This is a genomic window from Pantoea allii, assembly GCF_046529425.1.
Taxonomy (GTDB): domain Bacteria; phylum Pseudomonadota; class Gammaproteobacteria; order Enterobacterales; family Enterobacteriaceae; genus Pantoea; species Pantoea allii.
The window spans coordinates 1,947,360-1,972,919 of record NZ_CP125958.1 but is presented as its reverse complement, the minus strand read 5'-3'; the positions used below and the strand labels follow the sequence as shown (position 1 = coordinate 1,972,919).

Here is a 25,560-nt window from a genome sequence, read left to right as displayed (position 1 = left end):
ACATGACATAACCCGATCGCACTTATCAATAAAATCGGCGAAAGTGACAGACAGATTAATCTGAAAAGGTTCCTATTTTTGCCGATATAACGTACTGTATTCTCACTATCAGATGTCCCGGAACGCGCATTTACACCCGCGTTGTTGATTTTTTATCCGCTCCCCTTTTTCGGGGCAAAAATCACCAATGCTCAGATGGCTATAAGACAGCAAATTGTTAAGGGTAATGATTTATAGTTTTTATGATATTGCCACCATTTAGATGCCCTTGTTGTTTTAGCAGTAACCGGGTTCTACTAATAAAAAGAGGTAATCCATGAAAGAGCGGCCGATTCTTTTTTCCGAACAGCGGGTTCGTGCCCTGTTAGTTGGCCAACAAACGCAAACCCGGCGCATAATGAAAACGCAGGCTTTCGGTCCGGGGCAGGATCACCATGAAGGGGTTCATGCTTTTGATGTTCAGGCGAACCACCTGCATGGCGATAAAATGATGACAATGAACGACATTCGTTATCACTGCCCTTATGGCATGCCGGGCGACCTACTCTGGGTGCGCGAAACCTGGCGTGGCCCGATTGTGCCAGAAAGTACGCTGGCGGATTATGAACGCGATCCCGTGCCTTTCCGTTCGCCAGAATTTTGCCAGTACCGGGCGGACAGCAATGAACTGGGGCAGCATACCTTGGGTGGACCGGACGCGGAGCAGTTTGGCTGGCAAACGGCGATACATATGCCGCGCTGGGCCAGCCGTATAAATCTGCTCATCACGGATGTGCGTGCGGAGCAAATCCAGGACATCAGCGAAGATGACATCATGGCGGAAGGCGTTCAAACCGATTCGCACTTTCTGAATAATTTTTTCACCATGAATGTCAATTCAGAAATGCCAAAAGAAGCCTATCGCAAGGCCTGGCAAAAGCAGTACGGCGCAACCAGCTGGCAGGTAAACCCGTGGGTGTGGGTGATCGAGTTTCAGCGCGCCGAACGTGAGTAAACTTAGCCTGCGCTTTGCGGGCTGAATCACAGACAATTTTCTTGCTAACAGGTTGAATATAACGTCTTCATTCCTGAAGCCCGACAATGCCAGCATGAGGTTCTGATGCTGGCATTTTCCTGTCCGGTCTCTCAGGATTCTGCGACAGCTCGATTCAGTGCGGGACTTACGATGTTCAAATGGCCATGGAAAACACATAGCGACACTGCCGTGATCGAATTGCCCTGGCAGGCCGGTCTGGCACAGCCGATTTTTACCCTACTCCGCCCCGATGAACAGCAATGGTTGATTGAACTGGGGCAACGCTTTCTGCAGCAAAAGAAACTGGTTCCGCTTGAAGGCTGTCAGCTTGATGCGCACCGCACCGTCCGTATCGCTCTGCTGTTCTGCCTGCCGGTGCTGAAACTGGGGCTTGACTGGCTGGATGGCTTTCATGAAGTGCTCATCTATCCTGAACCCTTTAATGTGGAAGATCAGTGGCAGGATGAAACGGGTCTTGTCCATCATGCGCCTGCTGTCCATGCCGGGCAGAGCTGGACCCAGGGCCCTGTTATCCTTAACTGGCTCGATATTCAGGATTCCTTCGACCTGTCAGGCTATAACCTGGTCATTCATGAAGTGGCACACAAGCTGGATGCCCGCGGAAGCGGCTACACCAGCGGTGTCCCGTTGATCCCGCTCCGTGACGTCGCCCAGTGGGAAAAAGACTTGCGTGAGGCGATGGCGGACATCGAAAATGAGGTTGATTTAGTCGGTGAACAGGCGGCCAGTATCGATCCTTATGCCGCCAGCGATCCCGCAGAATGTTTCGCAGTGCTCTCCGAGTATTTCTTTACCGCCCCTGCCCTGTTAACGGAACGTTTTCCGGCGATGTATGCACATCTTCAGCAATTTTATCAGCAGGACCCGCTAAGCAGAATGCAGGCCGGGGAAGGCTGATCTGCTTACTTCGCGAACGCTTTGCATTAAAGCTAGCCAGTTGAATGCTAACCGCTTTTTTGCTGTTGACACACCAGAGCGACCTCGCTAATATGCGCCTCGTTCACACGATTCCTCTGTAGTTCAGTCGGTAGAACGGCGGACTGTTAATCCGTATGTCACTGGTTCGAGTCCAGTCAGAGGAGCCACATTCTTGTTTTCATGCGTCTTCACGAATCTTTATACGATTTAGATTCAACAAGTTAGCGTGAAAATCCTTCCCGATGCATTTTCAGTTTTCCCTCCGCATCGGGCAAGATGGGTGGTCTTATTGGGTGTCATTTCAGTACGATTATAGCGTGACCACTCTACGTCTCTGAACGGCACGACCATCCGCAGCCTAAACTCATCCGCTCAAAGTTTCCGATTCTCATGGCCTGTCCCTTTTAATCAATCCAGGCAGTTCACGTCTCTGGTATCTCAACTATCGGATCAATGTGGCGAATCCCGGCCTGGCTCAGGGGCTATCATCAGCGCCACCACCATGCCCTGATTACAGGCTTCCTGGATTGACCCAAGCAGCGCGTTGGATTAGGCAGCATCAATCGCTAGCGCTTTCCCGCCTTAAAAGATCAGGTGTTGCAGCTGGCCTGCTGCTGCGCGGCGTTATCGGCGTTGACCCGGTTGGTTTGCCACTAATCCCTGCCTGATGCCGTCTTCCGCTGCCGGGTTCCAGACAGTCATTATCTGCTGGCACCAGGTATTTCCGGCAAACGAGCGGCTGAGTGCGAACGTGGTATCCGCCGGGCGGGTGCCCGCAAAGGCAGAAGCAGAGAGAGCCGAAAACAGTGACAACGCGGTGATATAACGGTTTTTAGGATTCATTAGATGAACATTTTTAATGTTATATCGGGTACGCGTTCACGGGTGCAGGCATAGCCCACACCGGTTTTCACCGGTGCGGTATGCCCGTTACTTCAGGGTTTCTGGGTTGATAACGTAAGGTTTCAGGGCGTCTTTCTCCCCTTTCAGATAATTAAGGATGTTGTTGATGCAACGCTCGGTGACCAGCCTTTCAGCCATGCGGTCCATACCGGAAACGTGTGGTGACAGCAGAACATTGTCGAACTGGCGTAGCGGTGAGCTGGCCGGTAACGGTTCCACTTCGTAGACATCCAGCCCCACGCCGCCCAAATGACCGCTTTTCAGCGCCTCAACCAGTGCTTCTTCATTAATCAGCGGGCCGCGAGAGGTATTCACCAGGATCGCGCCGGGTTTCATCATCGCCAGGGTATCGGCGTTAATGGTATGGTGGCTTTCCGGGGTGGACGGCGCATGCACCGAGACCATATCCGCGTTACGCAGCAGGGTTTCCAAATCGACCCGCTCGGCGTTCACACTGGCCAGCAGTTCGTCGCTGGCCCACGGATCACACACCAGGATGCGCATCTCCGCCGCATGGCAGCGGCGCGCCATGGCATAGCCGATGCGGCCCAGGCCGATCACGCCCGCGGTACGCCCCCAAAGACCGGGGTGGAAGCCGTCAAAGAACCACTCGCCGCGCTTGACCATTGCATCACGCTGCGGCAGACGACAGGCCAGAGTCAGCGCCATCGCATAGGCGAATTCAGCCACGCTTTCGTGGTTGGCACCAAACGCCATCGCAATCGGCACGCCGGCAGCGGTAGCCGCTGGGACGTTTACCTTGTCGTAGCCAACCCCCCAGCGGGCAACGATTTTCAGATTAGGGGCCTGAGCGAAGACGTTTTCGGTATAGGGTTCGCCTCCGGCAATGGTCGCCACCACGTTCTGCTGAAGTTTGCTAATCAGTTCCTGCTCATTGGGCAACCTGAAGGTTTCATTTACCTCAACGTCATAGCCAGCCTGCCGCAGCGGATCGAAGACAGGATCGCTGTTTTTAAACTGCTCGGTGAATACTACGATTTTTTCAGGTGTTGTTGCGTTCATAATTCTTTCCTTTGATTTCTGATGTTTTTTTCTCTTCCGAAGGCAGTAAAACAAACAGGGCGACAGCAATCACGGCGGCAATCGCCAGCGCGTAGAGGCCGGCAGCCGGCGTCTGGAAGTAGATTTCAGCCCAGGTACGCAGGTTCGGCGCAACGAAGCCCCCTACCGCGCCGCAGCTGTTGATCAGGGCGAAACTTGCCGCCGCCGCCGCACCACCATAGTAGCGGGTAGGCCAGGTCCAGAAGATGGGCTGGGCGGTCATAATCCCCATCGTGACGAAGCTGAGTGCGACAATGGCTAACAGCGGGGAAGCATGGGCGGAGACGATCAGACCAAACGCAATGCAGCACAGCGAGATGGCCCCAAACAGGCGAGCTCGGCCCAGACGGGCAGCCAGCCCCGGCCAGGTGGCTCCGGCAACCAACGCGCATAACCAAGGAATCGCGGTCACCAGGCCGACCATCAGACCAATCTTTACGCCCAGCAGCGCGGCAACCTGGGTAGGCAGATAAAATGCGACGCCCAATCCGGTAATTTGGATCAGGAAGTAGATGGCGGCAAAGTGCAGCAGTACCGGGCTTTTAATCGCGTCGATGAAGCGGGTATGTCCGGCGCGAGCCTTGTCGGCTTTCTCTTCGTCGAGCGCGGCAGTCAGCACCTGTTTCTCTTCCGCAGTCAGCCAACTCACCTCCTTCGGTGAATTACGCAGGAAGAACCACAGAACCACGCCCAACACACTTGCTGCCAGACCTTCTACCGCAAACATAATCTGCCAGCCTTCCCAGCCGCCAAAGCCGTGCAGATCCAGCAACAGACCGGAAATCGGACCGCCAATAATCAGCGCAATCGGAGAACCAAAATAGAAGATCCCCATGATGTGGGCCCTAAAACGCGAAGGGAACCACTGGGCGATAAAATAGATCGCCGTAGGGAAGAATCCGGCTTCAACAATACCCAGCAGCACGCGCAGAAAATAAAAGGTCTGCTCGTTCCAGGCAAAGGATACTGCCGCGGAAACCAGTCCCCAGGTGACCATAATCCTTACCAGCCAGGCGCGGGGGCCAACACGGTGCATCAGCAGGTTGCTGGGTAATTCAAACAGCGCGTAGGAGAGGAAGAAGATCCCGGCACCAAAGGCAAAGGCCGCATCGGAAATACCGGTAGACGCCTGATAGGCCGATTTGGCAAAGCTGACGTTCACCCGGTCAAGGTATGACATCAGATACATCACTATCAGGCAGGGAATAATCCGCCATTTTGCTTTATTTACCGCACGGACTAATACGCTATCGTTTATGGCTTGCTTACGCATTGAATGCACCTTCATTTTGGGCGCCAGAGAGAGGCATAGCCTCTGGTGCTGGTACAGGGTGGATAAATCAGCTGATTTTATTGTTATAGAATTCTGTTCCGCTGCGGATCTGGTCGAGAATCACTCCCAGCCCCCAAAATTTTTCCAGCACATTTTCTTTGTTTACCCGGCAGGCTTCGCTCTCGAAGGTGCCCAGGCGCTGATGGAAGATTTTGGCATTCTTCGGATAGCCCAGCGTTTCCGACACGGCAGTAAGAGACAGGAATGTCGCCAGCTCATTGGCCAGAGCCGGATCTTTCGCGTGGTGGTGATAAAGCCAGACGTACAGCTCTGGATGGAAATTGGTAAATACCCCGCTGAAACCTTTTGAACCGGCCTGCATGGCGGGCCAGGCAATAGCGGCATTGGCGTTAATGATATTCAGCCGCGTACCTTCGGCCAGCGCCACGCGGCGTTTTACCGTGTCCAGATCGCAGCTTACGTCCTTCAGCACCGTGAAACGTCCGCTGCGGGCGCACCATGAGAACTCATCATCCGTCAGAAGGCGGCGATAAGGTGCCGGGCACTCGTAGAGCCCCAGCGGCAGGCTCTCCGGAAGCGCGTCCAGCAGGGTTTGCAGAGTGGCGTAGAACACCTCGCTGCCCTGGTTCTTCGGATCGAGATGGTTGGTAACCAGCACTAACGCATCGGCACCGGTAGAGGCCATCGCCAGCAGCTCTTTGCGCTGATCGTCTATATCATCACTGATATGCCCGGAAACAATCACCGGCACGCGGCCTGCGGTTTTCTCCACAACGAAGCGTCCCAGCTTTACGCGCTCTTCCAGCGTTAAAAATTGCATTTCGCTGGACTGACATACTGCGAACAACGCATCAACGCCCTTCTGCAGGTACCACTCAATCAGGCGCTCCAGGCCAGGCCAGTCGATTTCGTTCTGCGCGTTAAATGGGGTCAGCATGACGGGTACAACACCGTTAATCTCTTTCATTTTTTTCCTTACAGCCACAGTGTGGTCAGAAAACAATTAAACTTTGCTTTTCAGTCTGTTAAGCGCCTGCTGGCGCTCCGGCATATTTGATGCGCCTTCGCGCTCAACGGCCAGCGAGGCAAAGGCAGAGGCAAAGGTTGCCGCCTGCATCAGCGGCTGACCGTCGGCAATTGAAGCAGCCAGCGCGCCGTTAAAGGCATCTCCGGCACCTGTGGTATCAATACTCACGGCGGGGAAAGCGGGAATGTGCTGGAACTGCTGATTCTCATACAGCAGCGCGCCGCGGGACCCCATCGTGATAATGATGCAACGAGCCCCCAGTTCGGCGATGGCAGTGGCAGCACGACGGGCGCTCTCCAGATTGGTGACCTCGATTCCGGAAAGCAGCGACGCTTCCGTTTCATTAGGCGTAATAACATCCATATATTCCAGCGCTGGAATAATATCGGAGGAATAAGGTGCAGGGTTCATAATGACTTTTACGCCCAGCGCTTTTGCCAACTTCATGGCATTCAGCGTGGCGAAAAAATTATTTTCCAGTTGTAGCAACAGAACGCTGGCATCTTCCAGCTCTTCTTTCAGTTCCGCGATTTCTTTTTCACTGATTGTTTTATTTGCACCGGAATAGATGGCGATCATGTTTTCGCCATTCTCCTGTGAAACATAAATAATTGCACTGCCTGTTGGTTCTTCTTCTGACTGATAAAGTTTAAAAGAATAAATTTCAGAGGAAGAGAGATGCTCCATAGCAAACTGGCTGAACTGATCTTTCCCTACTTTAGAAACAAAATGCACTTTCGCCCCGGCACGGCTTGCTGCCTGCGCCTGGTTTGCGCCCTTCCCGCCCGGCCCAAGCGAGCTACCCAGCGCCATCAGCGACTCTCCGCCTTTCGGAAATCGAGCCACTTTCGCCACGATATCTACGTTAAAAGAGCCGAGAATACAGACTTTATTTTTCATATTATCCACTGAACCTTTCTCATATTTCCTCTGCTTGATATTTTTCAATAAAACTTCAAAATCATTGTCAGTTTCGGAAATTAATTTTGATTGCAGGCTTTTACGAATAATAATAGCGCCACCATGACAGCGTTGAATATATCCCTGCTGTGCCAGCATTCGCAGATCACTGCGTATGGTTTCTTTCGTTACGCTAAAATACTGAGCCAGATGCTTTACCGTTGCACTATTATGTTTATCCAGAAAATTAAGGACATTGATTCTCCTCTCGTCCATAAACATATTCACCCCCCGTTGCTGACTGAAGCATAGGGTAGGCGCATTGGCTAAAAAGTGATGAACATCCTGGAACAATCAAAAAAACAAAAACAAACAAAAACCAAACAATAAAGAAACAACGTAACCCTCGGTTAGTTATAGCGTTAATCCTGATTCGCGGCGCGGCATGTGAGAACGCGCTAAGGGAAGTCAGTCCCGATTGTGTGGTCTGACAAGGCTCTTTCCGTTCGGAGTTACGCGTTGTTCTGGCAGGCGGGTGCAGAGAGATGACGGGTTTATCAGAACAGACTGTCGCGTGATCCCACGCTTTTTATCTGCTCAATAAACAGCACGCGGAATAGGTTGGCGTGGTCAGAATAACATCACCTGACCACGTTACGGAAAGAACGGCGACATCGGGTATCACCGTGAATCATGCCATAGCCGCCTGCTGACCGGCATCTGGACATCTTGCCTGATGTTTACTTCGCGCCGTCAACCAGCTGTCGCAACATCTCAATATGAACGGGTTTATCATTGAGCGCCGGTATGTAAGTAAACGACGTTCCCCCCGCATGCATGAAGATTTCCCTGTTCTGCTCATCCAGTTCTTCCAGCGTTTCTAAACAGTCTGCTGCAAAACCCGGGCTGATTACATGCAGGCTTTTGATGCCTTCATTCGGCAGATTTTTAATCGTCTCATCGGTAAAAGGCGTTAACCACGGCTCTCGGCCGAATCGGGACTGGAACGTCATAATGATCTTCAGCGATGGCATATTGAGGGCGTCAGTGAGTAACTGGGTCGTTAACTCACAGCGTTGCTGGTATTTATCACCCTCACTGGAAAACCTGACCGGTATTCCGTGATACGAAACCAACAATGCATCCGGCACACCGTTCGCCTCAAAAGACTCAAGCACCGAGGTTTTTAATCCCTCAATGTAGGCCGGATGATCGGCATAGTCATTGACGAAATTGATGGCTGGTGTGTAGCGGTTCTTCATTTTTTGCAGGTGACGGCTCACGCTATCCCAGACAGATGAAACCGTTGAAGATGAAAACTGCGGGTACATAGGGATAACAATGATTTTCTCGACGCCTTTTGCAAGAAGTCGGTCAATTGCCCCCCCGATACTCGGTTCACCATAACTCATCCCCAGCTCGACGGGCATCCCCGTCGCCTCTTGAAGCAGGCGGGCCTGACGGACGCTGTAAACCATCAAGGGCGAGCCCTCATCCATCCAGATAGAGGCGTACAGTTTCGCCACTCGCTTTGCACGCAATGGGATAATCACACCATGCAGGATCGGGCACCAAATGATTCTGGGTAAATCAACCACCCTGTAGTCGTGCAAAAATTTCGATAAAAATGTTTTAACCGCAGCAGGCGTGGGTTCTTTTGGTGTTCCAAGGTTAACAATTAAAACACCCTGTTTATTCGTCATTAGCTGGGACCTCTGAAAACCCATGGAAAAAAAGTGCCTGAATAATGTAACACACTCAAGGACATCATCACCTCCGTCTGCACCGCTTGCGCGCATTGACGCAAAACGGAGGTTTATATATTTACGCATCCCGGTTGATGGGCAACGGTCGTTCAACCCTGAGTTGACTGACTACGCGCTTTGTTGCCGTCGCGTTGACCGGCGTTCAGCACAGGCCGCCAAAAAACGTCTCCGCCAGCACCTGGCGTAGGCTGTCCGGTCTTAAAAAAGACCAGTCTGCCAGTGACACGTTGAGGCGCCAATGTGACGTTAAAACCGTCATGCGCAGCGACAGCCCCTTTTCTGATTTTTGACCGGGTTTTACTTACTCAGTCAAAACATCAGGTTGTATCTTATCATCGCCCTGTCGACAAAAGACCAATAGCTCTGATAAGTCACCTTTCATTTTACGCCTGCTCGCTTTTTGTCCCCCTGCCTGACGAAAAGACAGCCGATCAATCATCACATTCATACCGGGTTTGATATCACATCTTGTCAACATTTCGATTTATCAAAGTGAATATTGAGCGTGCTAATATTTAGGAATCTATGTTAACCGTGCTCTGGCAGGCGCATCTCCAGCCACATCTGGCGAACGCTTCACGCCATTCAGCGGAATTCACCTGCCGGAGCCTGGATAAAGTAAAACCAGATCGCAGTCATGAATCAGGCTGGTACCACTACTTTCGCCATCAGGCGTTTTCGGGACGGAAATAATTATGCGTACAGGGGTTTCTTCAGGCGAAGCATCGTTGCTGCAACACCGGTCATTTGTGGCGTTCTGGCTGGCCCGAACCTGTTCTTCATTTGGTTTTCAGATGTTTTCCGTGGCCGTCAGCTGGCAAATCTATGCGATTACCCACAGCGCAATGGCGTTAGGCATGATTGGCCTGATGCAGTTTCTGCCTTCGGTACTTTTGGCTTTGCCTGCAGGTCATTTGGCCGATCAATTTGACCGTCGTCGTATCGTCGTCATTGGGCAACTGATTGAGTGGGCTGCGCTGCTCGGCCTGGTGGCACTAACGTTACTGCACTGGGCAGATCAAATTGAAATTTGGGGGTTAGTCTTTCTGATCTCCCTTGCTAAAGCGCTGGAATGGCCTGCCATTACCTCTATGCTGCCTGCGTTGGTCCCGCCGCCGATTCTGGCGCGCGCGATGGCGGCCAGTTCCGTCGGCGGTCAGGCCGCGGTGATTGTCGGACCGACACTGGGCGGACTGCTTTATGTGGCGGGGCCCGAAGTCGTTTACGGGGTTTCCGCCCTCTTCTATTTGTTGTCGCTGATCTTAATAAGCCGCTTACGTTACGAACGCCCTCCTCAGGTGCGCGTGCCGATGAATCTGTCAAACATGTTTATGGGCGTGCGCTTTATCCGCGAACGTAAAGATGTGCTCGGCGTGATATCGCTCGACCTGTTCGCTGTGCTACTGGGCGGCGCAACGGCACTGCTCCCTATCTTCGCCCAGGATATTCTGCACACCGGGCCATGGGGCCTTGGCTTGTTACGCGGTGCACCGTCGGTAGGTGCGCTGTTGGTCGGCGTCTGGCTGAGTCGCCACAAACTGGAAAAGCATGTCGGCATGATTATGTTCGGCTCCGTTGCCGGCTTTGGCCTGGCAACGCTGCTGTTTGCCCTTTCGACTCAACTGTGGCTCTCACTGCTGGCGCTGGCGGCGCTGGGCGGTTTTGATATGGTAAGCATGGTGATTCGCGGCGCGCTGGTTCAACTGGATACACCCGATACGATGCGTGGTCGCGTCAATGCGGTTAACGCCATCTTTATCAATACCTCAAACCAGTTGGGTGAATTTGAGTCGGGGCTGTTAGCGGCATGGATGGGCGCGGTGCCTGCCGCCGTCATTGGTGGCGTCGGGACGCTGGTGGTGGTCGGGCTATGGATGACGCTGTTTCCGAATCTGCGGAAAAGGCAGAAGCTTGAGAATGAAACGGTGGAGTGATTGGGGCGGTAAAGCCGGTCGTGGCGCTTAAAGTGATAGCGAGTAGAAGTGTGCTTGAGTGGGGGATCATCGTCTTAACAAACAACACTGGGTGTAGGTTTGTAAGATCATCCTGCGAGGAAGCTGGCTAATTGTGTTGGACGATTCGACGTATCCGGAATACTGAAATTGACGCAACTTGTTGCGCCCAAGTCAGAACATCATTTAGGCTGAATCAGATGAAAGAAACAGTAATCACTTAACTGCATCGAATATCGTTACGTATGCTTTACATAAATGACTGCAGAAAGGAAAGGCTTAACCAAGCCTTCCTTTATTATCATTATCAAAGTTTAATTTAATTTAATAATGTGACAGTGGATTTTTTTATAGGCGAGAGTTTTTTTTATTATTTCAAGAATTACTTGCCAGTCTCCACCACCTAAACCCGCACCCAGCATTGGCATCTGGACCTCTAATCTATTACAAAGTGCAAAATCGCATACGGTTTTCAGGCAGTCTTCTAAACTTTCATAGGAAACATATCTTTTATTATCTTTATAGGATGTCTTGATGCCATCTTGTGCAACCATATTCGCGACAAATATTTTATCACTTTTGTTGACTTCAATGAACTGTACGTCTCCCATCTTATAACCGTTGGCTGCAGAAGAAAGATATACCTCTTTAGTCACTGGGTATTTTTTTGCCAAGGCAAGGACAAAACCTTTACCCCACTTGCCTAAATTATTAACAATGTGCAAAATCATAATAGATTCTTTTAAAGGTACTGACGCATCTCCAACATGACTGTGGATATAAGACATTTCGTCTTGATCGATAAAACCTTTCCGCCATTGTTCTTCGAAAATTTCTTCTGTAATCGTTTCAGATTCAGATAAATCCAACTCACTTTTCTTGCCATCATAAAGTAAGTAGCCAACATCTTGATCCCAGTCTGTAACTGAAGACGATGAATAATAGCTTCCGTCCAAAATGCTTATCTGCCTTGTGGCTATTTCACCGATAAACTCGGTATAAACGACACCCTCACCCTTAATAAACTCTGAATCTGCACGGTAGTAACTTTTATTATCCACTAGCATGAACTCCCACTACTCACTATTCGATTTGAAACATCAAGATCTTTATCGTTCTTGACCAGAAAAGTACCTTTTCTTGGCTCTGTTATATTCAACCCTGTCACATCAACTTCAACATAATGCGTGATGCTACCAGACTTTCTGGCATCACCATATATATTAGCAGCCAGCTGGCCTAACGAAATTTTATCAGAGCCCTTAACGTCTTTTAATGTACGTCCTCCGATTGTATCAGGATGAATATTAGTGAAATATTGTCCGTCACCAAATCGCGCGTGTACGCCACCAGTAGAAGGCCTGATAACACGACTATCTTTAATTCCTTCCATTCCTTTCGCATCAGTGAAATGGAACAACGTTCTTATTTCTTCATTCGTCAGCCCAAGCGGGTCGATCCATACTAATGGATTCGGACCATAACGATAAGGGCTAATTCCCCCCGCTAGCCCTATCGGGTCCTGACTAATATACCCTGCAATCTCCGGATCATAGTACCGATAGCGGTTATAGTGCAAACCCGTCTCGGCATCAAAATACTGCCCCTGAAAACGCAGTGGGTTTTCAATCCTGTCAGCAAATACCTGGCCTTTTTCACCCCAGGCACCGGTTTTTTCTGCCCAGACAATCTCGCCACTCACCGACGTCAGCCTGACAGGTGCGCCATTGGGATCGCAGTGATAGTGCCAGCTTTGCCTGCTGTCGCCCTGCTGCGTCAGCAAAGCCAACGGACGAAACGTGCCGGGATAATACACATACTCCCGCATCGTACCGAACAGCGCCGCCTGAGCTTTTTGTCGCTTAAGGCGACTGCCGGTATCGAAGATACTCAGCGCCGCTAAGGATGCGTGCGTGCGGGTGACCGTCTCGCCCGCCAGCGCATCATCCTGCCAGTAGAACCAGCGGGTTTCGCTGTCGGTTTGTTTGAACACCCGGCGGCCAAGCCCGTCGTAGCCATAGCGTACCTGGCTGCTGCCTTTACGTACCGCGATCAGTTGTCGATTCTCATCCCAGAGAAAATCTTCTTTTTCGTCCTGTTCGCTCGTCGTCTCTGTCATTCGACGCCGCTGACGCAGCTCGCCCGCGCGGTCAAAGACATAACGTACGCCCTGATGCACGCCTTCACGAAACCAGCCTTCCGCGCTGTCATTGACCTCACGGGTTTGCGTTTGCAACGGGTTACCCGTTGCATCCTGCACAAACTTTCGCAGTGCGCCGTCCGGGGCGATATGGGCCGTCAGCCTGCCAACAGGATCGTAACGGTAGCGATCACTGCCCCACTGGCTGTCCTCGCGCGCGGTGATATTCCCGCTTTTGTCATAGACAACGCCGCTGGCGAACAGCGGCAAATCGTTTTGCAGCACCTGTTGTGAGGTGAGCCGTCCCTGATGGTCGTAATTCAGGGTGCGCGTGAGTGCTTCAGACAGCTGTTCATGGATACAGCGTCCCGCGGCATCGTAGTCAAACGTGATCGGCGTATCGCCATTCAGTTGCACCGTGCGTAAACGTGCGTACGCATCGTACCCGTAAACCACCCGGTGGCCGCTGTCGCTTTCACGCACGCTCAGACGTCCCTGTGAGTCGTACTGATAGCGCAACTGAAAGCCGTCCTGATCGTCTGTCAGTAACCGTCCCGCGTCATCGTAGCGCCAGCTGAGTCGTCGCCAGGGGTTCTGGCAGAGCACCAGCCGCCCGCAGGGATCGTAGTGAAAGGTCGCCTGCAAGGTATCACCGCTGCGCCGTTCACTCAGTCGTCCGGCCTTATCGTAGCCATAGTGCACTTCACGTCCAAGCGGATCGCGACGTGCGATCAGGCGGCTGCCCTTATCCCAGCTGTACTGCGTTTTCTGTCCCCAATAATCCTGCTCTGCGATCACGCGTCCGAGCCCATCGCGCTCCATCTGCCAGCGTTGACCAGATTGATTGATCACGGCCAGCAGGCGATCCTCAGGATCGTATTCATAACCCAGTCGTGCGCCATCAGGGGTTTCACAGGCGGTAAGCATGCCGGTACCGTTATAGTGGAAACGCGTGGTCTGTCCCACTTCATCGGTAAAGGCGACCGGTTCATCTTCACGGTCATAGTCTATCCGGACATCGCCGCCCGTCGGGTCGACCGTAGCGATGAGGCGATCTTTGGCATCCCAGTAAAAGCGGGTCACGCTGTGACCGGCATCGGTCCGTTCGAGGAGATTGCCGCGCACGTTGTGCCTGAAATGCGTGGTGCCCGCTCCCGCCACGCTGACCGCCAGCAGGAAGCCAAAGCGGTCATAGCGATAATCGGTTTGCGGTGAGCCTGGCTCATTGGCCTGGGTAAGTTGCCCCAGACGATCGAACTGATACGTTGCCGTTATGCCACCCGGATCGACACTGGCAATCAGATTGCCGCCACTGTCGTAGTCGGCGTGCCAGACCGCGCCTTTCTGATCCGTGATCGCTAGCGGCAGGCCATCATCGTTGTAAACGGCCTGCACCATACTGCCATCGGGTAAATGCTCGGCCACCATGCGCCCCTGCGCATCGTAATCCCACCGGTGAACGCTGCCGTCTGGTTCAATCACTTCCACCGTTCGGCCAAGGTCGTCGTAACGAAACACCGTATTGCCGCCACAGGGATCGATTTCAGCGATCGGCAGGCCATTATCATCAAAGGTGATACGTGAGAGATGGCCCAGTGAATCGGTTACCTCAACCTCATTGAGCAGCGGTTCGTAAGCAAAGTGATAATCCCAAACGCCGCCGTCGCCCCAGGCATGAATAACGCGCCAGTCTTCATTGTACTGGTAGTGAAACCCCTGACCGTTCCGATCAAAGTGGCTGACCAGATAATGGTGTTGATAGTCAAAACGTCGGGGATGCGACAGCGCATCAATTTCGGCGCTCAGTTGGCCATTCGCGTGGTATTCATAGCGCGTGAGTGGTGTGATTTCACCGTCCAGTGCATTGTGCAGGCGCAGCGTACTCAGGCGGCCTTTATCGTGGGTGACAAGAATTTCTCGTCCGGTCAGCCCTTCAATACTGAATTCGCGGAGCAGCGTCAGTGCTCCCTCGTGCCAGTCGAAAGCCCAGCCATTGCCGTGACGGTCGGATAACTGCTGTATCGGCAGCTCTCCATCGGCACCGGTGAAATGCCACAGACTGCCCCCTTCCTGTTCGACGCACCAGGTCATCCTGCCCTTCGCGCTGTCCCGCCACAGACGGCTGCCATCCGGCAAGCCCATTACCGCATGTTCACGCCCGTCCGCCTGCGGGAGCGTGGCAAACAGTGTCATCCCATCTGGTTGGGTAAAAAACGCGACACCTTCTTCAGTCAGGATTTCAAGCCGCGTGTCGGCAGGCGTCAACCAGCCATAACCGCAAAGCCCTGCCGTATCAACATCGGCCGAGGAATAGGTCCGGTTCCAGGCCAGCGGCAAGCGGCCTGACAACATAAAATCCTGCTGTTCGAGGCTGACGCTGCCATCGCGGATATCAACGGGTTCGGCGCGCAGTACACGGCATTTGAGAAAACCGGGCTCCATGTTGCGAAACAATTTGCGCCTGTGCTGGGCAAAGCGCTTCATGAAATTTTGCCACTTCACCGACTTCCTGAGCGTCTTTAGTCCCTTACCCAGACCGCTTAATCCGGCGCGCATCAATAACGCCATCAGGTTGATGGTCGGCGGGCCCCCCACGATCACGTTGTTAGGAATAGCAAGATTAAAGGTCAGCGGCAATGTCAGGGAAAGCGGCTTTGGCTTGGTGGCGCGTTTGAGGCGGAACGGCGGGATCATGCCGATAATGTTACAGCTCAGCACCGGCATACCGATGCGTGAAAAGGGTTCGCCGTCGACTGAGACGGTTTTACTGCCCATGAACAGCTCGTCTTCAATCTGCGGACCGCCCGGCATACGCAGTGGCGGCACCCAGGCGCCGCCAACCGGAATATGTACCGACATTCCGCCCGTTCCGGCGCTGGCGCGTTTGATGCTGTTGACATGTACCGTAGTGCCAATCAATGGCAGATAGTCGAACACATCAAACACAATGCCAATATGTGGCGTCGGTAACGGCCAGGGATAGGTATGAATATCCAGTCCTAGCTGCGGATCAAAGTGCGCGCCGGAATGCATGGGTTATGCCTCAGAAGATGGCACGCAGCAGCGCGCGTAAAAAGGTTCGGACCTCGGTCGCCAGACCGCTGTCGGAAAGGCTCAGGAACAGCAGTGCGAGTACCGTTACGACGACGATAAGAATGATGCGGTTTTTCATACTGCGTTGCTCCCTGCATTTTCAGGTGATGATGGATTTGCACTTCCCCACGCTGGCAGGCTTTGCCATTCGCCTGGAGGTGCATCAAAAGGATGGGCGATATCCGGCAGGCCGTTCCACTGGGGATGCAACTGCTCCCGTGCCAGCTGGATAACGCGACGAAAACTGTCGTCACCGTTACGAATAAGCGTTTCTCTTTCCTCACGGATCAACAGGAAGGTGGCCTCAAGCTGCAGTTGCAGACGGCTTTCTGTTTTCCTCACCGATTCGGTATTGGGTGGGTAAGGTAAGCCCGCTTCTGCCTGCTGGATCAGCCGCTGTTTATCATTCTGCCAGCGCGTGGCACAGGCTTCGATGGCCTCAGTACGGCGCTTATCGTGCATGCGCAACAAATCCTGGAAAACCAGCGGCAGTGTGGTTTCCCCGCGCTCCGCCAGCGGGATGCCGCCTGCCGCCTGCACGGCTTTGCCGTACGCTTCCATCGCGGCAGCATGATGACCTGACAGCCACAGACAAAACCCCGACATGCGCCAGCCTTCAAGGGAAAAAACCGGATGCGGAATCGCCTGGGCTTCCAGCGCGGCCTGCCGATAGGCTTTTGCGGCCTGCAAATAGGCTTTGTTGGCGAACCATGCTCCGGCTTCACCAAAGGTACTTTGGGTACGAAGCTGGCCTTTTACAGCGGGATCGTCGATGGCGCTGGAGACGTTTTGTGCCTCACGGTAATGTCCGACCGCTTTGCTGTGGTCTTTGCCTTTAAGCCAGCCGCCTGCAATCAGGTTGTGCAACATCGCCTGCTGATCGTGCCAGCCGCGCCGCTGCGCGACGGCCAGAGCCAGGTTACCCCGGCCGGCCACCTGGGCGGCGCTGCCTTTCTCCAGCAGCAACATGGCATCCGCCAGGTAACGACGCAGCAGCAAACGATCGGAATCGGTATCACTTTGCTGCTGGGCGGTCTGATGCATCACCTTCATGCCGTCGACATCATCGACAATCAGTTGTACGTGTTCAGGATGGGCCTCGTACAGCGGCTGCCACAGGGGCTGCTCGGTGGTATCGATCAGCAGCAAACGCGGTGCGGGCTCGGCGTCCTGCCGCCAGCTTTCGAGCCAGCGCATCAGGGCGCGCTCGTCGCTGACAGCGGCGGGTTTTAGCACCAGCATCAGATAACGTAAATCGTCGGGAAAATGACGGGCGAAGTCCTGCAACAACAGCCGTAACTGCGCCGCGGAATAGCAGGGTTGTAGCGCATCGCTGTTCCAGTCGGCCACATCGGGCGTGGCTTCGTAGTGCTCAATAAACTCCCGTGCCAGCGCCTCGCTGTAGCCATAGCCTGTTTCAAAGGCGGTCGTCAGGCTCAGAAACAGGTCAGGGACTGAACGTCCTTCGGGATGCTGTTGCAGGGCAAGAAAGGCGTCAAGAAGCGACTCGCCTGAAGCCGGTACGCGCCAGATAAACAAACGCGCGTCGCGGTTCTCACTGGCGGTGAGCCAGCTCAGCTCCAGCTCACTCATCACGCGTTCGGTTGGGTTCTTTGCAGCACTCATGTCACATCCCTGTCAGGCATTCAGCTCAATTTTTTTACCATTCACCATCACGCCTGCGGCATTAATGGTAATGGTCGATCCGCCAGCAGTGATTTGCACGCTGCCATTACTGATTAAAATCCCGCTCTCGCCCACATTAATATGGAACGTGTCTGTTGCGCTGTCCGCAACGCTGCCCTGGGTAAAGCGCGTATCACCGCCGGTAATACTCAGCGTGCGGCCTGCGCCGATCGTCACGTCTTGCTTTTGCGCAATCGTGCGCACCTCATTGCTGTTCACGGTGACGTGGCGATTGCCCGTCACGTCGAGCGTCTGATTTCCTGTGACCTGCACTGCGCGGTTTTGCTGCACGCTGACCTTTTCATTGCCCTGAACCGTGCGGGTTCGGTCCTGAATCACCGTCAGCGTTTGTTTCCCTTCCACCGTGCCGGTGTTGTTACTTTTCACCGTCGTCGTGTGATTGCCGGTAATGGTTTCATCGCGATTTTGATCCACGCTCAGGGTTTCGTTGCCCTTTACCGTTTCTGTGCGATTTTGCTGGATCGTCGTGGTTTCATTGCCGTTGATCGTTTTACTGCGATCCTGGCCGACAGTTACGGTCTCGTTGCCGTCTACCGTGCGCGTGCGGTTCTGTTTGATATGACTGATTTCATCTTTGCCTACGGTTTTGGTCCGGTTGCTGCCGACATCATGGGTTTCGTCGTTTTCAACTTCGGTGTCCATGTTGCGTTCGGCGTGCAGCCACAGCTGCTCCTGACCCGGTTTATCCTCAAAACGCAGCGCATTGGCATTGTCTGGCGAGCCGTCTTTAGAGCGGCTCATAAAGCCCATTTGGGTCGCCGCAGCCGGCAGCGCCCATGGCGGCATGCTGGCTTCGTTATAGACGCGCCCGGTAATAATCGGACGGTCAGGGTCACCATTGATAAAGTCGACCACCACCTCATCGCCCACGCGCGGGATCTGAACGCCACCGAACCCCTGGCCTGCCCAGGCGCTAGACACGCGCACCCAGCAGGAACTCGTATCATCCCCTTTTGCCAGCCGATCCCAGTGAAACTTCACTTTGACCCGACCGTAGCGGTCGGTCCAGATGCTTTCGCCCTTCGGCCCGACCACCTTCGCCGTCTGGGGCCCGCCGGTGCGCGGCCAGGGCGTTTTCTGCTCTGGACGAAACACCACGCTTGCCGGAATCACCGAGAAGGTCGTGCGATGGATGGTTGCGCTGTCGGGGCCGCTGGCGTAGCGATTCTCTTCGAACTCGTACTCCGCACCGGTAACCAGATACTCTCCGGCATCGCTGAAGAAGGCGGCATTGGTGAGTTGAAAGGTGCTGCCCGGCACAATGCCCATGGCGGTGGCGGTGCCCTGAGTTTGCTGATGCTCCACCTGCCAGCGCTCCTGACGGATGCGTGCATAAAACTCGCCATGACCGTGTTCAACAAAACGGCCCGGCCAGTCATAGACATCGATGGTGCCAGGAGAGGGTGACTGCGGGTTTTGTCGCGCCTGGAAAAGCCAGGCGTTGGGCTTACGGAAATCGTAGTCGTCCAGACTGTACAACCCCGGCGTTACGCTGTCCGTCAGTGCCCACTGGCTGATGCCCTCTTCGCTGGTTGTGCCGCCCGAGGGCGTTTGATGGTAGGGAATAAATTCGTAGCCGCTAAAGGGCTTGTATTGTGCAACGGCATCGGTGAGCACGATCGTGTGCTTGTCAGCCTCATGGCGAACGTGCCAGGCGATGCCTTCCAGCTCCATCAGGCGGCTGATGAAATCAAAACTGCTTTCCTGATACTGAACGCAGTAATCCCAGTTGCGGTAACTGCCTGTCAGGTTATTTTCCACATTAACCTGATACTCGCCGAATAACGTCTGCACAATCTGTGGAACCGTCTGTTCCTGAAAAATGCGCAGGTTGCGATCACGTTTCATTGGCCACAGGTCGGGCTCAAGCGTGAGCTGATAAACCGCATAGCGCGTACCGGATAACTCCACCGCGCTGACGGCAACCCGGGTGATCTTGCCGCTGAGATAGCGCGGGCGCGCCAGAGTTTGCGTTGGGATAATCAGGGTGGCGGATTTGCCAAGCAGCGCGCTCCGTTCGATGCGCGCATCCGTGCCCAATACCTGCAAATTCAGCGTAAAGGATTCGGACAGCGCCTCTCGTCCGGAGAGCTTCCAGAACAGCAGGCCTTCAACAGGTAACTGAACAGTAATACGATTAAGCATAAACCAAACCCTAACGTCAGACGAAAGCCACGCCGGGCTTCGTTGGTGCGTTTGTCGTTGTAGCGTAGAAATAGCCTGATGAACAGTTAAAGTAAATAAGACAATGTCCAATATGTTACTTAGATACTAAGAAGTGTGAGAGGCTATTACATTCGCGGCAGAAGCTTGCATTTCCTGGGGTGAGCGGCAAAAACCAGGCGCTGCAAAGGGAAAAAGACCGGGTGAGCGGCGCAGGAATGCGCGCGGATAGTGAAATAATACTACTTAGTGACAAGTTGTTAGCATTCGTGCTTTCTGGGCTGTGCTGGCCTCGCTCAGCGTCATGCACGCGAAGCACGGGTCAGCAGCAGAATCACAAAAACACCACCGATGCCTGCCGTAATAATCCCGATCGGCAACTCCTGGGGTGCCAGCAGCGTACGGCTGGCGATATCGCCAGCGCACAGCAAAACCGCGCCGCCCAGGCCACACAGCGGCAACAACAGACGGTGTTTTACCCCGGCAACAGAGCGACACAGATGCGGCACCATCAGGCCGACAAAACCGATCACCCCGGTCAGGGCCACCAGCATTGAGGTCGTCAGTGCACAGCAGAGAAAAGTTTCGATGCGCACACGACTGACGTTAATCCCCAACGAGAGAGCCGTTTGCTCCCCCGCAAGCAGGCCGTCCAGAGAACGGTGTCGTAGCAGAACAAAGCCACTCAGCAGTGCCACGCCGGTGAGCGCAACGGGCAGAGTTTGCCAACTGGCCAGCCCCAAACCGCCCAGCGACCAGAACATGACCGAACTGGCCGCCCGCTGATCGCCAGAGAAAATAAAATAGCTGGTGAGCGCGCCAAACAAAAAAGAGACAGCCAGCCCACAGATGATCAGGTGCTCTGCACTACGCCGTTTTTTAAAATGGAACAGCAACATAACCGCCGCCGCAGAACAGAGCCCGCCCGCAAAGGCCGCAACCGGCAAAGTCAGTTCCCCCAACCTGTCACCGAAACGGGTGATGACCAGCACCGCCCCTGCCGAGGCGCCGGAAGAAAGACCAAAGAGAAAGGGATCGGCCAGATCGTTGCGGGTGGTGGTTTGCAGCAGTGCCCCGACCATTGCCAGCCCGGCACCGGTTAACGCCGCCAGCAAGGTGCGCGGCAGCCGGAGGTCAATCACGATACGGTTGACCATTTCAGACGGGGGCGCAGGGAGTAGCGCCAGCGCGCCCAACACCTGCTTTAATGATAACGCGACCGTGCCTGTAGCAATGCTGATGAGCAGTAGCCCTGCCAGCAGAAGGACGCAACTGCACATGACCCAGGCATAACGGTGAGACACCGCACTCACGGCGCGGTCCCGGAATACAGGGCATGCGCCAGTTTTTCTACGGCTGTGATAGTGGCGGGCCCTGGCGTCAGCTCGGCATACTGCAACTTCAGATAACGATGATGTTGTACGGCTGGCGTGAGTTTCATCAGCGGATGATGTTCCAGGAAACGCCGCAGCGCATCAGCCCCGCCGCCGGTCTGATAATCCAGCAGAATAATAAAATCAGGTTCCGTTGCAGCCACGCTTTCCCATGATGTGGTGCCCCAACTGATATCCAGACCGCCCATCGCATTGGTCGCGCCAGCGGCTGCAATAATGGCCGTTGGCATGGCATATTTTCCACTGGTAAACGGCTTATCCTCGCCGGAGTCATAAACAAACACCTTTACGGGCCGGGCCGTGCTGGGCCGTTGAGGAATCTGTCTGAGGCGTTGCTTCCAGCTCTCCACCAGGGCCTGCGCCTCGGCCTGTTTGCCGAAGATTTTACCTAACGTCAGCTCATCGTTATAAAGCAGATCCATGCTGGCCTGATGCTTGTCTTTTTGGGTAAAAACACAGCTTTCACTCAATACCAGTGTCTTAATGCCGTACTGGCTTAACGATGCAGGCGTCACGTCGCCCCCCACTTTCATGCCGTAATTCCAGCCGGCAAAAAAGAAGTCGGGATTTACCGCCAGCAGCGTTTCAAGAGACGGATATTTAGGTGCCAGCTCAGGAATGGCTCCCATCGCCTGCTTAAATTCAGGTGTCATTTTGTACCAGCCGCTGATGCCCGTCAGCCCGACGATACGATCCTGCACATGAAGCGCAAAGGCCATTTCCGACATATTGAGGTCGTTAATCACTGCCCGTTTTGGCGGTGAATTAAACGTGACCGGCTGGCCGCAGCTCTGAATAGTGACAGGGAAATCGGCGGCAAAAGCGTGCCCGACAGGAATGCTCATCAGCCCGGCGGCAAGACAGAGCGTTAACAATGTTTCAGGCACAGTCTGGCACCTCGAAAATGCGTAAATGTTTTCCGTTAGCGGGATGCGGTACGGTAAAACTGTTTAACCCGAACACCGGCCGGAGATAACGGGATGACAAGGCTCGGGCTGGCGTATCAAAGACCACCTGCTCGCCCTGCGACAGAATCAGCACGCGGTCTGCAAAGCCGTCAATCAGTGACAGATCGTGCAACACCGCAACGGCCGTGATCCCTTTGTTTTTGATTAACGTCAGCAGCGCATGTCGTCCCAGGGGATCAAGGTGATTGGTCGGCTCATCCAGCAATATCAGCTGTGGATTTTGGGCCAGAACGCGCGCCAGCATGGCTCTTTGCCGTTCTCCCCCCGATAGCGCATGTAACGAACGTCGCCGTAAGCCCAGCAGCCCCGTTTCCGCTATCGCCTCGCTGATAATGCGCTGGTTTACAGAATGCGGACAGGTGCGTGCATGAGGAAGGCGTCCAAGTGCAACGTAATCTTCAACCGACAACCGCAGATCAGGCACGTCGTTCTGCGCCATAACGGCAACACATGTCGCTAAGTCCTGCCGGGAAAATGTTTTCAGGCAGCGCCCGTTGAGTGCAATCTCGTCCTGCTGTAGCGCCAGCTCGCGGCTTATCGCCCGCAGCAATGAGGTTTTACCACTGCCGTTCGGCCCGATAATGGCCAGGCGCTCCCCTGCCCGGAGGCTGAAGGTAATGTCATTGAGCAGGCAACCGCCATCGGGTTTGTACAGCGCCCCAATGTTCACCCGCAGTATCGACTCCGTAGGACGTAACGTCTCAGGCCGCATTATGTTAACCCATTTGCTATTTGTTATGTTATAACATAACTATTGGGTTTTGAAAAAACAAGCATTCTGGCGAAATGAAAAAAGGTGCCGACTGAGCGGCACCAAAAGATGGGGATAACGAACGACAGAACAGACTATTTAAATCGGTTTTGAAACAGGCTGGCGGTAATGGCTAACATGCCAGCGCCCAGAGAGCTATGTAGCATCAATGTATTCAACATAACCTATCTCCTCGATTTCACTGTAGGGACAAGCGGTTAAACCGCCTCAGCCAGCTTTTCCTCGTTGGCCTCTTTCTCAATCAAGCGCATCAGCAACGATACCCGGCGATCGGTTCGCTCTGGGGTATCCGGTGGCAGGTTATAACGCAGGGTGTAGAGCTTGCCCTTCTCGTTGTAAAAATCCACCACCAGCACAGGCAGAATTCCGCCTGGCACTTTATTGTAATTCACCGACAAGCGGGTCCTGCCCAGCTGCAGTTTGGCAGCCATGACGGTCTCGCCGACCAGTTTTGGATACAGGCTACGATCTTCGGGCACGCTGATGACTCTCATAACAGCCTCCTGATTATCCGCTTGATAACATAGTGCGGAGAGCGCTGTTCACGCTCCCCGCCGTCGGGTCAAACTGCCATTAAGCCTGATGTTCAATTGCCTCGGAAGTGCGGTGTTCAATCGGAATGCGGCGAGGTTTCTCGCTTTCTGGCACCTCATGATGCAAACCGACCCGCAGCAATCCGTCCTGCAGCCGGGCAGTGGTCACTTTCATATGTTCGGGCACGCTGTAGCTCAGACGGAAGTCTGAACGACTGATGCCCCGATGCAACCAGCCGCTGTTCTGACCTTCTTTGTCCGCCTCGTTATCCGTCACCTCCTCTTTCTGGCCGGTAACCGTCAGGCGACCGCCCGCCACCTCGATCTCCAGCTCGCTTTCTTTCCAGCCGGGTACGCTGACGGTGAGCTCATAGTGCTCATTGTCAGTTTGTCTGAGGTCATAAGAGGGTGAAACCGACACGGGCGCATCACCGGTCAACTGGCTGAAAAGCCGATCTATACGGTTAAACCGGTCAGAGAACGCGGAATCCGCGACAGAAGGAAATACAGGGAAATTACGTAATGCCATAGTGATAACCTCCTGAATTAATGGTTCATTCAAAAGCTCATCTGCGTGGGGACCTTCCCCGTTGCTCAGAGAAATTTATAGGATCGTTTCGGGGAATTTCAAGAGGATGAAAAAAATTTTTTTAAGGTGACTGTCACCTGTTCTGTTACAGATGTCACGGCCAGCAGGACCGCTCTCTGTATGACGCTTAGGGCCAGTACAGAGAGCATCAGCCGGTAATCAGAAGTGATATTTGAACCTGACACGGGTGCCGTAACGATCTTTATTTCCGTTATGGTTATCGGCATGAACCTGAGACCAGTAAGCGCCCAGATAGATATCGAAATTCTGCATATTCATTACATTGCGAAAACGGTACGAGGAATGAACGGTGTGAATGTCATACTTCCCTAAAATGAAGTCGCTCAGGCTGGCTGTAGGGAGATGCTGGAGCGTAAATTCTTTAACATCGTTGCGCGCATAGATATAGCCGAGTTGAATATCACGCCATAAGCCATTCAGACCCGCACTGAAGTTTTGCTCTTTCTTCGCGTCCATGTACGCCGTGCTTAGATTGATGACTGCGCCATTATCCGGGTTGGCGCGCTGGCCATGCCAGCTTAGCGTTGCACCGTAACCGTTGCGCCTGGACTGATCCTGAAACTGACCATCGTGGTCCGTATAACCATACGCATTGCTCACCACATTGCTTTCCATGGCGACCGCCGCCGTTACATCGTTACCGTTCCAGGCGATAACCGGACGCAGATAGATCACATTCTTTTTATGCTCAAGCGTATTGCCATGGTATTCGCCATTTTGAAACAATTTGGTTCCGTCATTCGCCATGGTATTTAATTCAAAATAAAAACGCCCGATTGTTTTGCTCAGCTGGATGGCACCCGCCGATCCTATGCCACGCGCCTCTTTCATCATGTAGATATAGCCATAGCCATCTTCATAGAGATCGTTAGCGGTATTGCCGGAATACTCGATGAGCGTGTCCTGGTTAAGCGGGAACATATCAAAGGCTTCGTAACGACCCACTTTCACCTTCCAGTCTTTTTCCTGACCGAAGAAAAAGGCGGCATCGTCTAACTCAAGCCCGCCTGACAGGTCAGCCAGCGGTTGCACGCTAAAGCCTGCAAAGGATTTATCCGCCATGCTACGGTAACCATCCAGCCCGATTAAAATTCGGCCATTGATATCCCAGCGTTCCGCCTCTCCTGCCTTCCAGTTTTTATCAGCACTGGTTTTTAATGAGGTAATCTGGCCCGTTCTGCTTGCACCGTCGAGATTGAACTCAACATCGCCATAGAGTGTAAGCGCACCTTGTTCTGTATCAAATGTCATCGCGGAAAAGGATACTGAAGAGACAAAAACCAACCCCCAGAAATAATGACGGTATTTCATAGCCAACTCCT

At 53.5% G+C, this 25,560-nt stretch carries 20 protein-coding genes and 1 tRNA gene; 4 read left to right on the top strand and 17 right to left on the bottom strand.

Features of this window, described 5'->3' with window-relative positions; genetic code table 11:
* Positions 1-316 precede the first annotated feature (316 nt).
* The 3 genes from QNH99_RS09350 to QNH99_RS09340 all read left to right on the top strand — a co-directional run bounded on the left by QNH99_RS09350 (position 317) and on the right by QNH99_RS09340 (position 2,121).
* A complete protein-coding gene (locus tag QNH99_RS09350; protein WP_410517605.1) occupies positions 317-994 on the top strand; it encodes a hypothetical protein in 678 nt (225 codons plus the stop codon).
* A 171-nt stretch (positions 995-1,165) separates the two neighbouring features.
* Positions 1,166-1,933, top strand: coding sequence for a DgsA anti-repressor MtfA (mtfA, locus tag QNH99_RS09345; protein ID WP_172823902.1), 768 nt, complete (start codon positions 1,166-1,168; stop codon positions 1,931-1,933).
* 112 nt (positions 1,934-2,045) lie between these two features.
* Positions 2,046-2,121, top strand: a tRNA-Asn gene (locus QNH99_RS09340).
* A gap of 457 nt (positions 2,122-2,578) precedes the next feature.
* Here the strand turns inward: QNH99_RS09340 and QNH99_RS09335 are convergent.
* The 6 genes from QNH99_RS09335 to hemH form a co-directional block, all read right to left on the bottom strand.
* Complete coding sequence (locus tag QNH99_RS09335) at positions 2,579-2,797, bottom strand: hypothetical protein (RefSeq protein WP_241567589.1); 219 nt, start codon at positions 2,795-2,797, stop codon at positions 2,579-2,581.
* Positions 2,798-2,884: 87 nt separating this feature from the next.
* Complete coding sequence (locus QNH99_RS09330; RefSeq protein ID WP_410517604.1) at positions 2,885-3,880, bottom strand: phosphoglycerate dehydrogenase; 996 nt, start codon at positions 3,878-3,880, stop codon at positions 2,885-2,887.
* Positions 3,861-5,192, bottom strand: a complete 1,332-nt coding sequence (locus QNH99_RS09325) for an MFS transporter (protein ID WP_063880005.1) — start codon at positions 5,190-5,192, stop codon at positions 3,861-3,863. The genes QNH99_RS09330 and QNH99_RS09325 overlap by 20 nt, the downstream gene beginning before the upstream one ends.
* A 67-nt stretch (positions 5,193-5,259) precedes the next feature.
* On the bottom strand, positions 5,260-6,180 hold the full coding sequence (locus QNH99_RS09320; protein WP_410517603.1) for a dihydrodipicolinate synthase family protein: 921 nt from the start codon (positions 6,178-6,180) through the stop codon (positions 5,260-5,262).
* 36 nt (positions 6,181-6,216) lie between these two features.
* A complete protein-coding gene (gene rbsK / locus QNH99_RS09315) occupies positions 6,217-7,422 on the bottom strand; it encodes a ribokinase (RefSeq protein ID WP_063880007.1) in 1,206 nt (401 codons plus the stop codon).
* A 458-nt stretch (positions 7,423-7,880) separates the two neighbouring features.
* A complete protein-coding gene (gene hemH / locus QNH99_RS09310; protein WP_063880008.1) occupies positions 7,881-8,843 on the bottom strand; it encodes a ferrochelatase in 963 nt (320 codons plus the stop codon).
* Between the two features lie 758 nt (positions 8,844-9,601).
* Here hemH and QNH99_RS09305 point away from each other — a divergent pair.
* The gene (locus QNH99_RS09305) at positions 9,602-10,840 is read left to right on the top strand and encodes an MFS transporter (protein ID WP_063880009.1); all 1,239 of its coding nucleotides are present in this window, start codon (positions 9,602-9,604) and stop codon (positions 10,838-10,840) included.
* A 332-nt stretch (positions 10,841-11,172) separates the two neighbouring features.
* Here the strand turns inward: QNH99_RS09305 and QNH99_RS09300 are convergent, their stop codons facing one another.
* The 11 genes from QNH99_RS09300 to QNH99_RS09250 form a co-directional block, all read right to left on the bottom strand.
* Complete coding sequence (locus QNH99_RS09300; protein WP_410517602.1) at positions 11,173-11,925, bottom strand: Appr-1-p processing protein; 753 nt, start codon at positions 11,923-11,925, stop codon at positions 11,173-11,175.
* Positions 11,919-16,031 carry an RHS repeat-associated core domain-containing protein gene (locus QNH99_RS09295; RefSeq protein ID WP_410517601.1) on the bottom strand — a complete coding sequence of 1,371 codons (4,113 nt, stop codon included), beginning with the start codon at positions 16,029-16,031 and terminating at the stop codon, positions 11,919-11,921. Before QNH99_RS09295 ends, QNH99_RS09300 begins: the two co-directional genes overlap by 7 nt.
* A 10-nt stretch (positions 16,032-16,041) precedes the next feature.
* Entirely contained in the window at positions 16,042-16,170 is a 129-nt protein-coding gene (locus QNH99_RS09290) for a hypothetical protein (RefSeq protein WP_096010432.1), read from the bottom strand.
* On the bottom strand, positions 16,167-17,717 hold the full coding sequence (locus QNH99_RS09285; protein WP_410517600.1) for a hypothetical protein: 1,551 nt from the start codon (positions 17,715-17,717) through the stop codon (positions 16,167-16,169). The genes QNH99_RS09290 and QNH99_RS09285 overlap by 4 nt, the downstream gene beginning before the upstream one ends.
* 12 nt (positions 17,718-17,729) lie before the next feature.
* Positions 17,730-19,943 carry a type VI secretion system Vgr family protein gene (locus QNH99_RS09280; RefSeq protein WP_410517599.1) on the bottom strand — a complete coding sequence of 738 codons (2,214 nt, stop codon included), beginning with the start codon at positions 19,941-19,943 and terminating at the stop codon, positions 17,730-17,732.
* Positions 19,944-20,263: 320 nt separating this feature from the next.
* Entirely contained in the window at positions 20,264-21,241 is a 978-nt protein-coding gene (locus QNH99_RS09275) for a FecCD family ABC transporter permease (RefSeq protein ID WP_410517666.1), read from the bottom strand.
* A 29-nt stretch (positions 21,242-21,270) separates the two neighbouring features.
* Complete coding sequence (locus tag QNH99_RS09270) at positions 21,271-22,200, bottom strand: ABC transporter substrate-binding protein (protein ID WP_172897289.1); 930 nt, start codon at positions 22,198-22,200, stop codon at positions 21,271-21,273.
* 34 nt (positions 22,201-22,234) lie between these two features.
* Positions 22,235-23,035: an ABC transporter ATP-binding protein gene (locus tag QNH99_RS09265; RefSeq protein ID WP_172897280.1), complete on the bottom strand. Its 801-nt coding sequence runs from the start codon at positions 23,033-23,035 to the stop codon at positions 22,235-22,237.
* A gap of 257 nt (positions 23,036-23,292) precedes the next feature.
* Positions 23,293-23,589, bottom strand: coding sequence for a hypothetical protein (locus QNH99_RS09260; protein WP_013026217.1), 297 nt, complete (start codon positions 23,587-23,589; stop codon positions 23,293-23,295).
* Between the two features lie 79 nt (positions 23,590-23,668).
* Positions 23,669-24,157, bottom strand: coding sequence for an Hsp20 family protein (locus QNH99_RS09255; RefSeq protein WP_063880016.1), 489 nt, complete (start codon positions 24,155-24,157; stop codon positions 23,669-23,671).
* A gap of 219 nt (positions 24,158-24,376) precedes the next feature.
* Positions 24,377-25,549 carry a carbohydrate porin gene (locus QNH99_RS09250; protein WP_410517598.1) on the bottom strand — a complete coding sequence of 391 codons (1,173 nt, stop codon included), beginning with the start codon at positions 25,547-25,549 and terminating at the stop codon, positions 24,377-24,379.
* Positions 25,550-25,560: the final 11 nt, after the last annotated feature.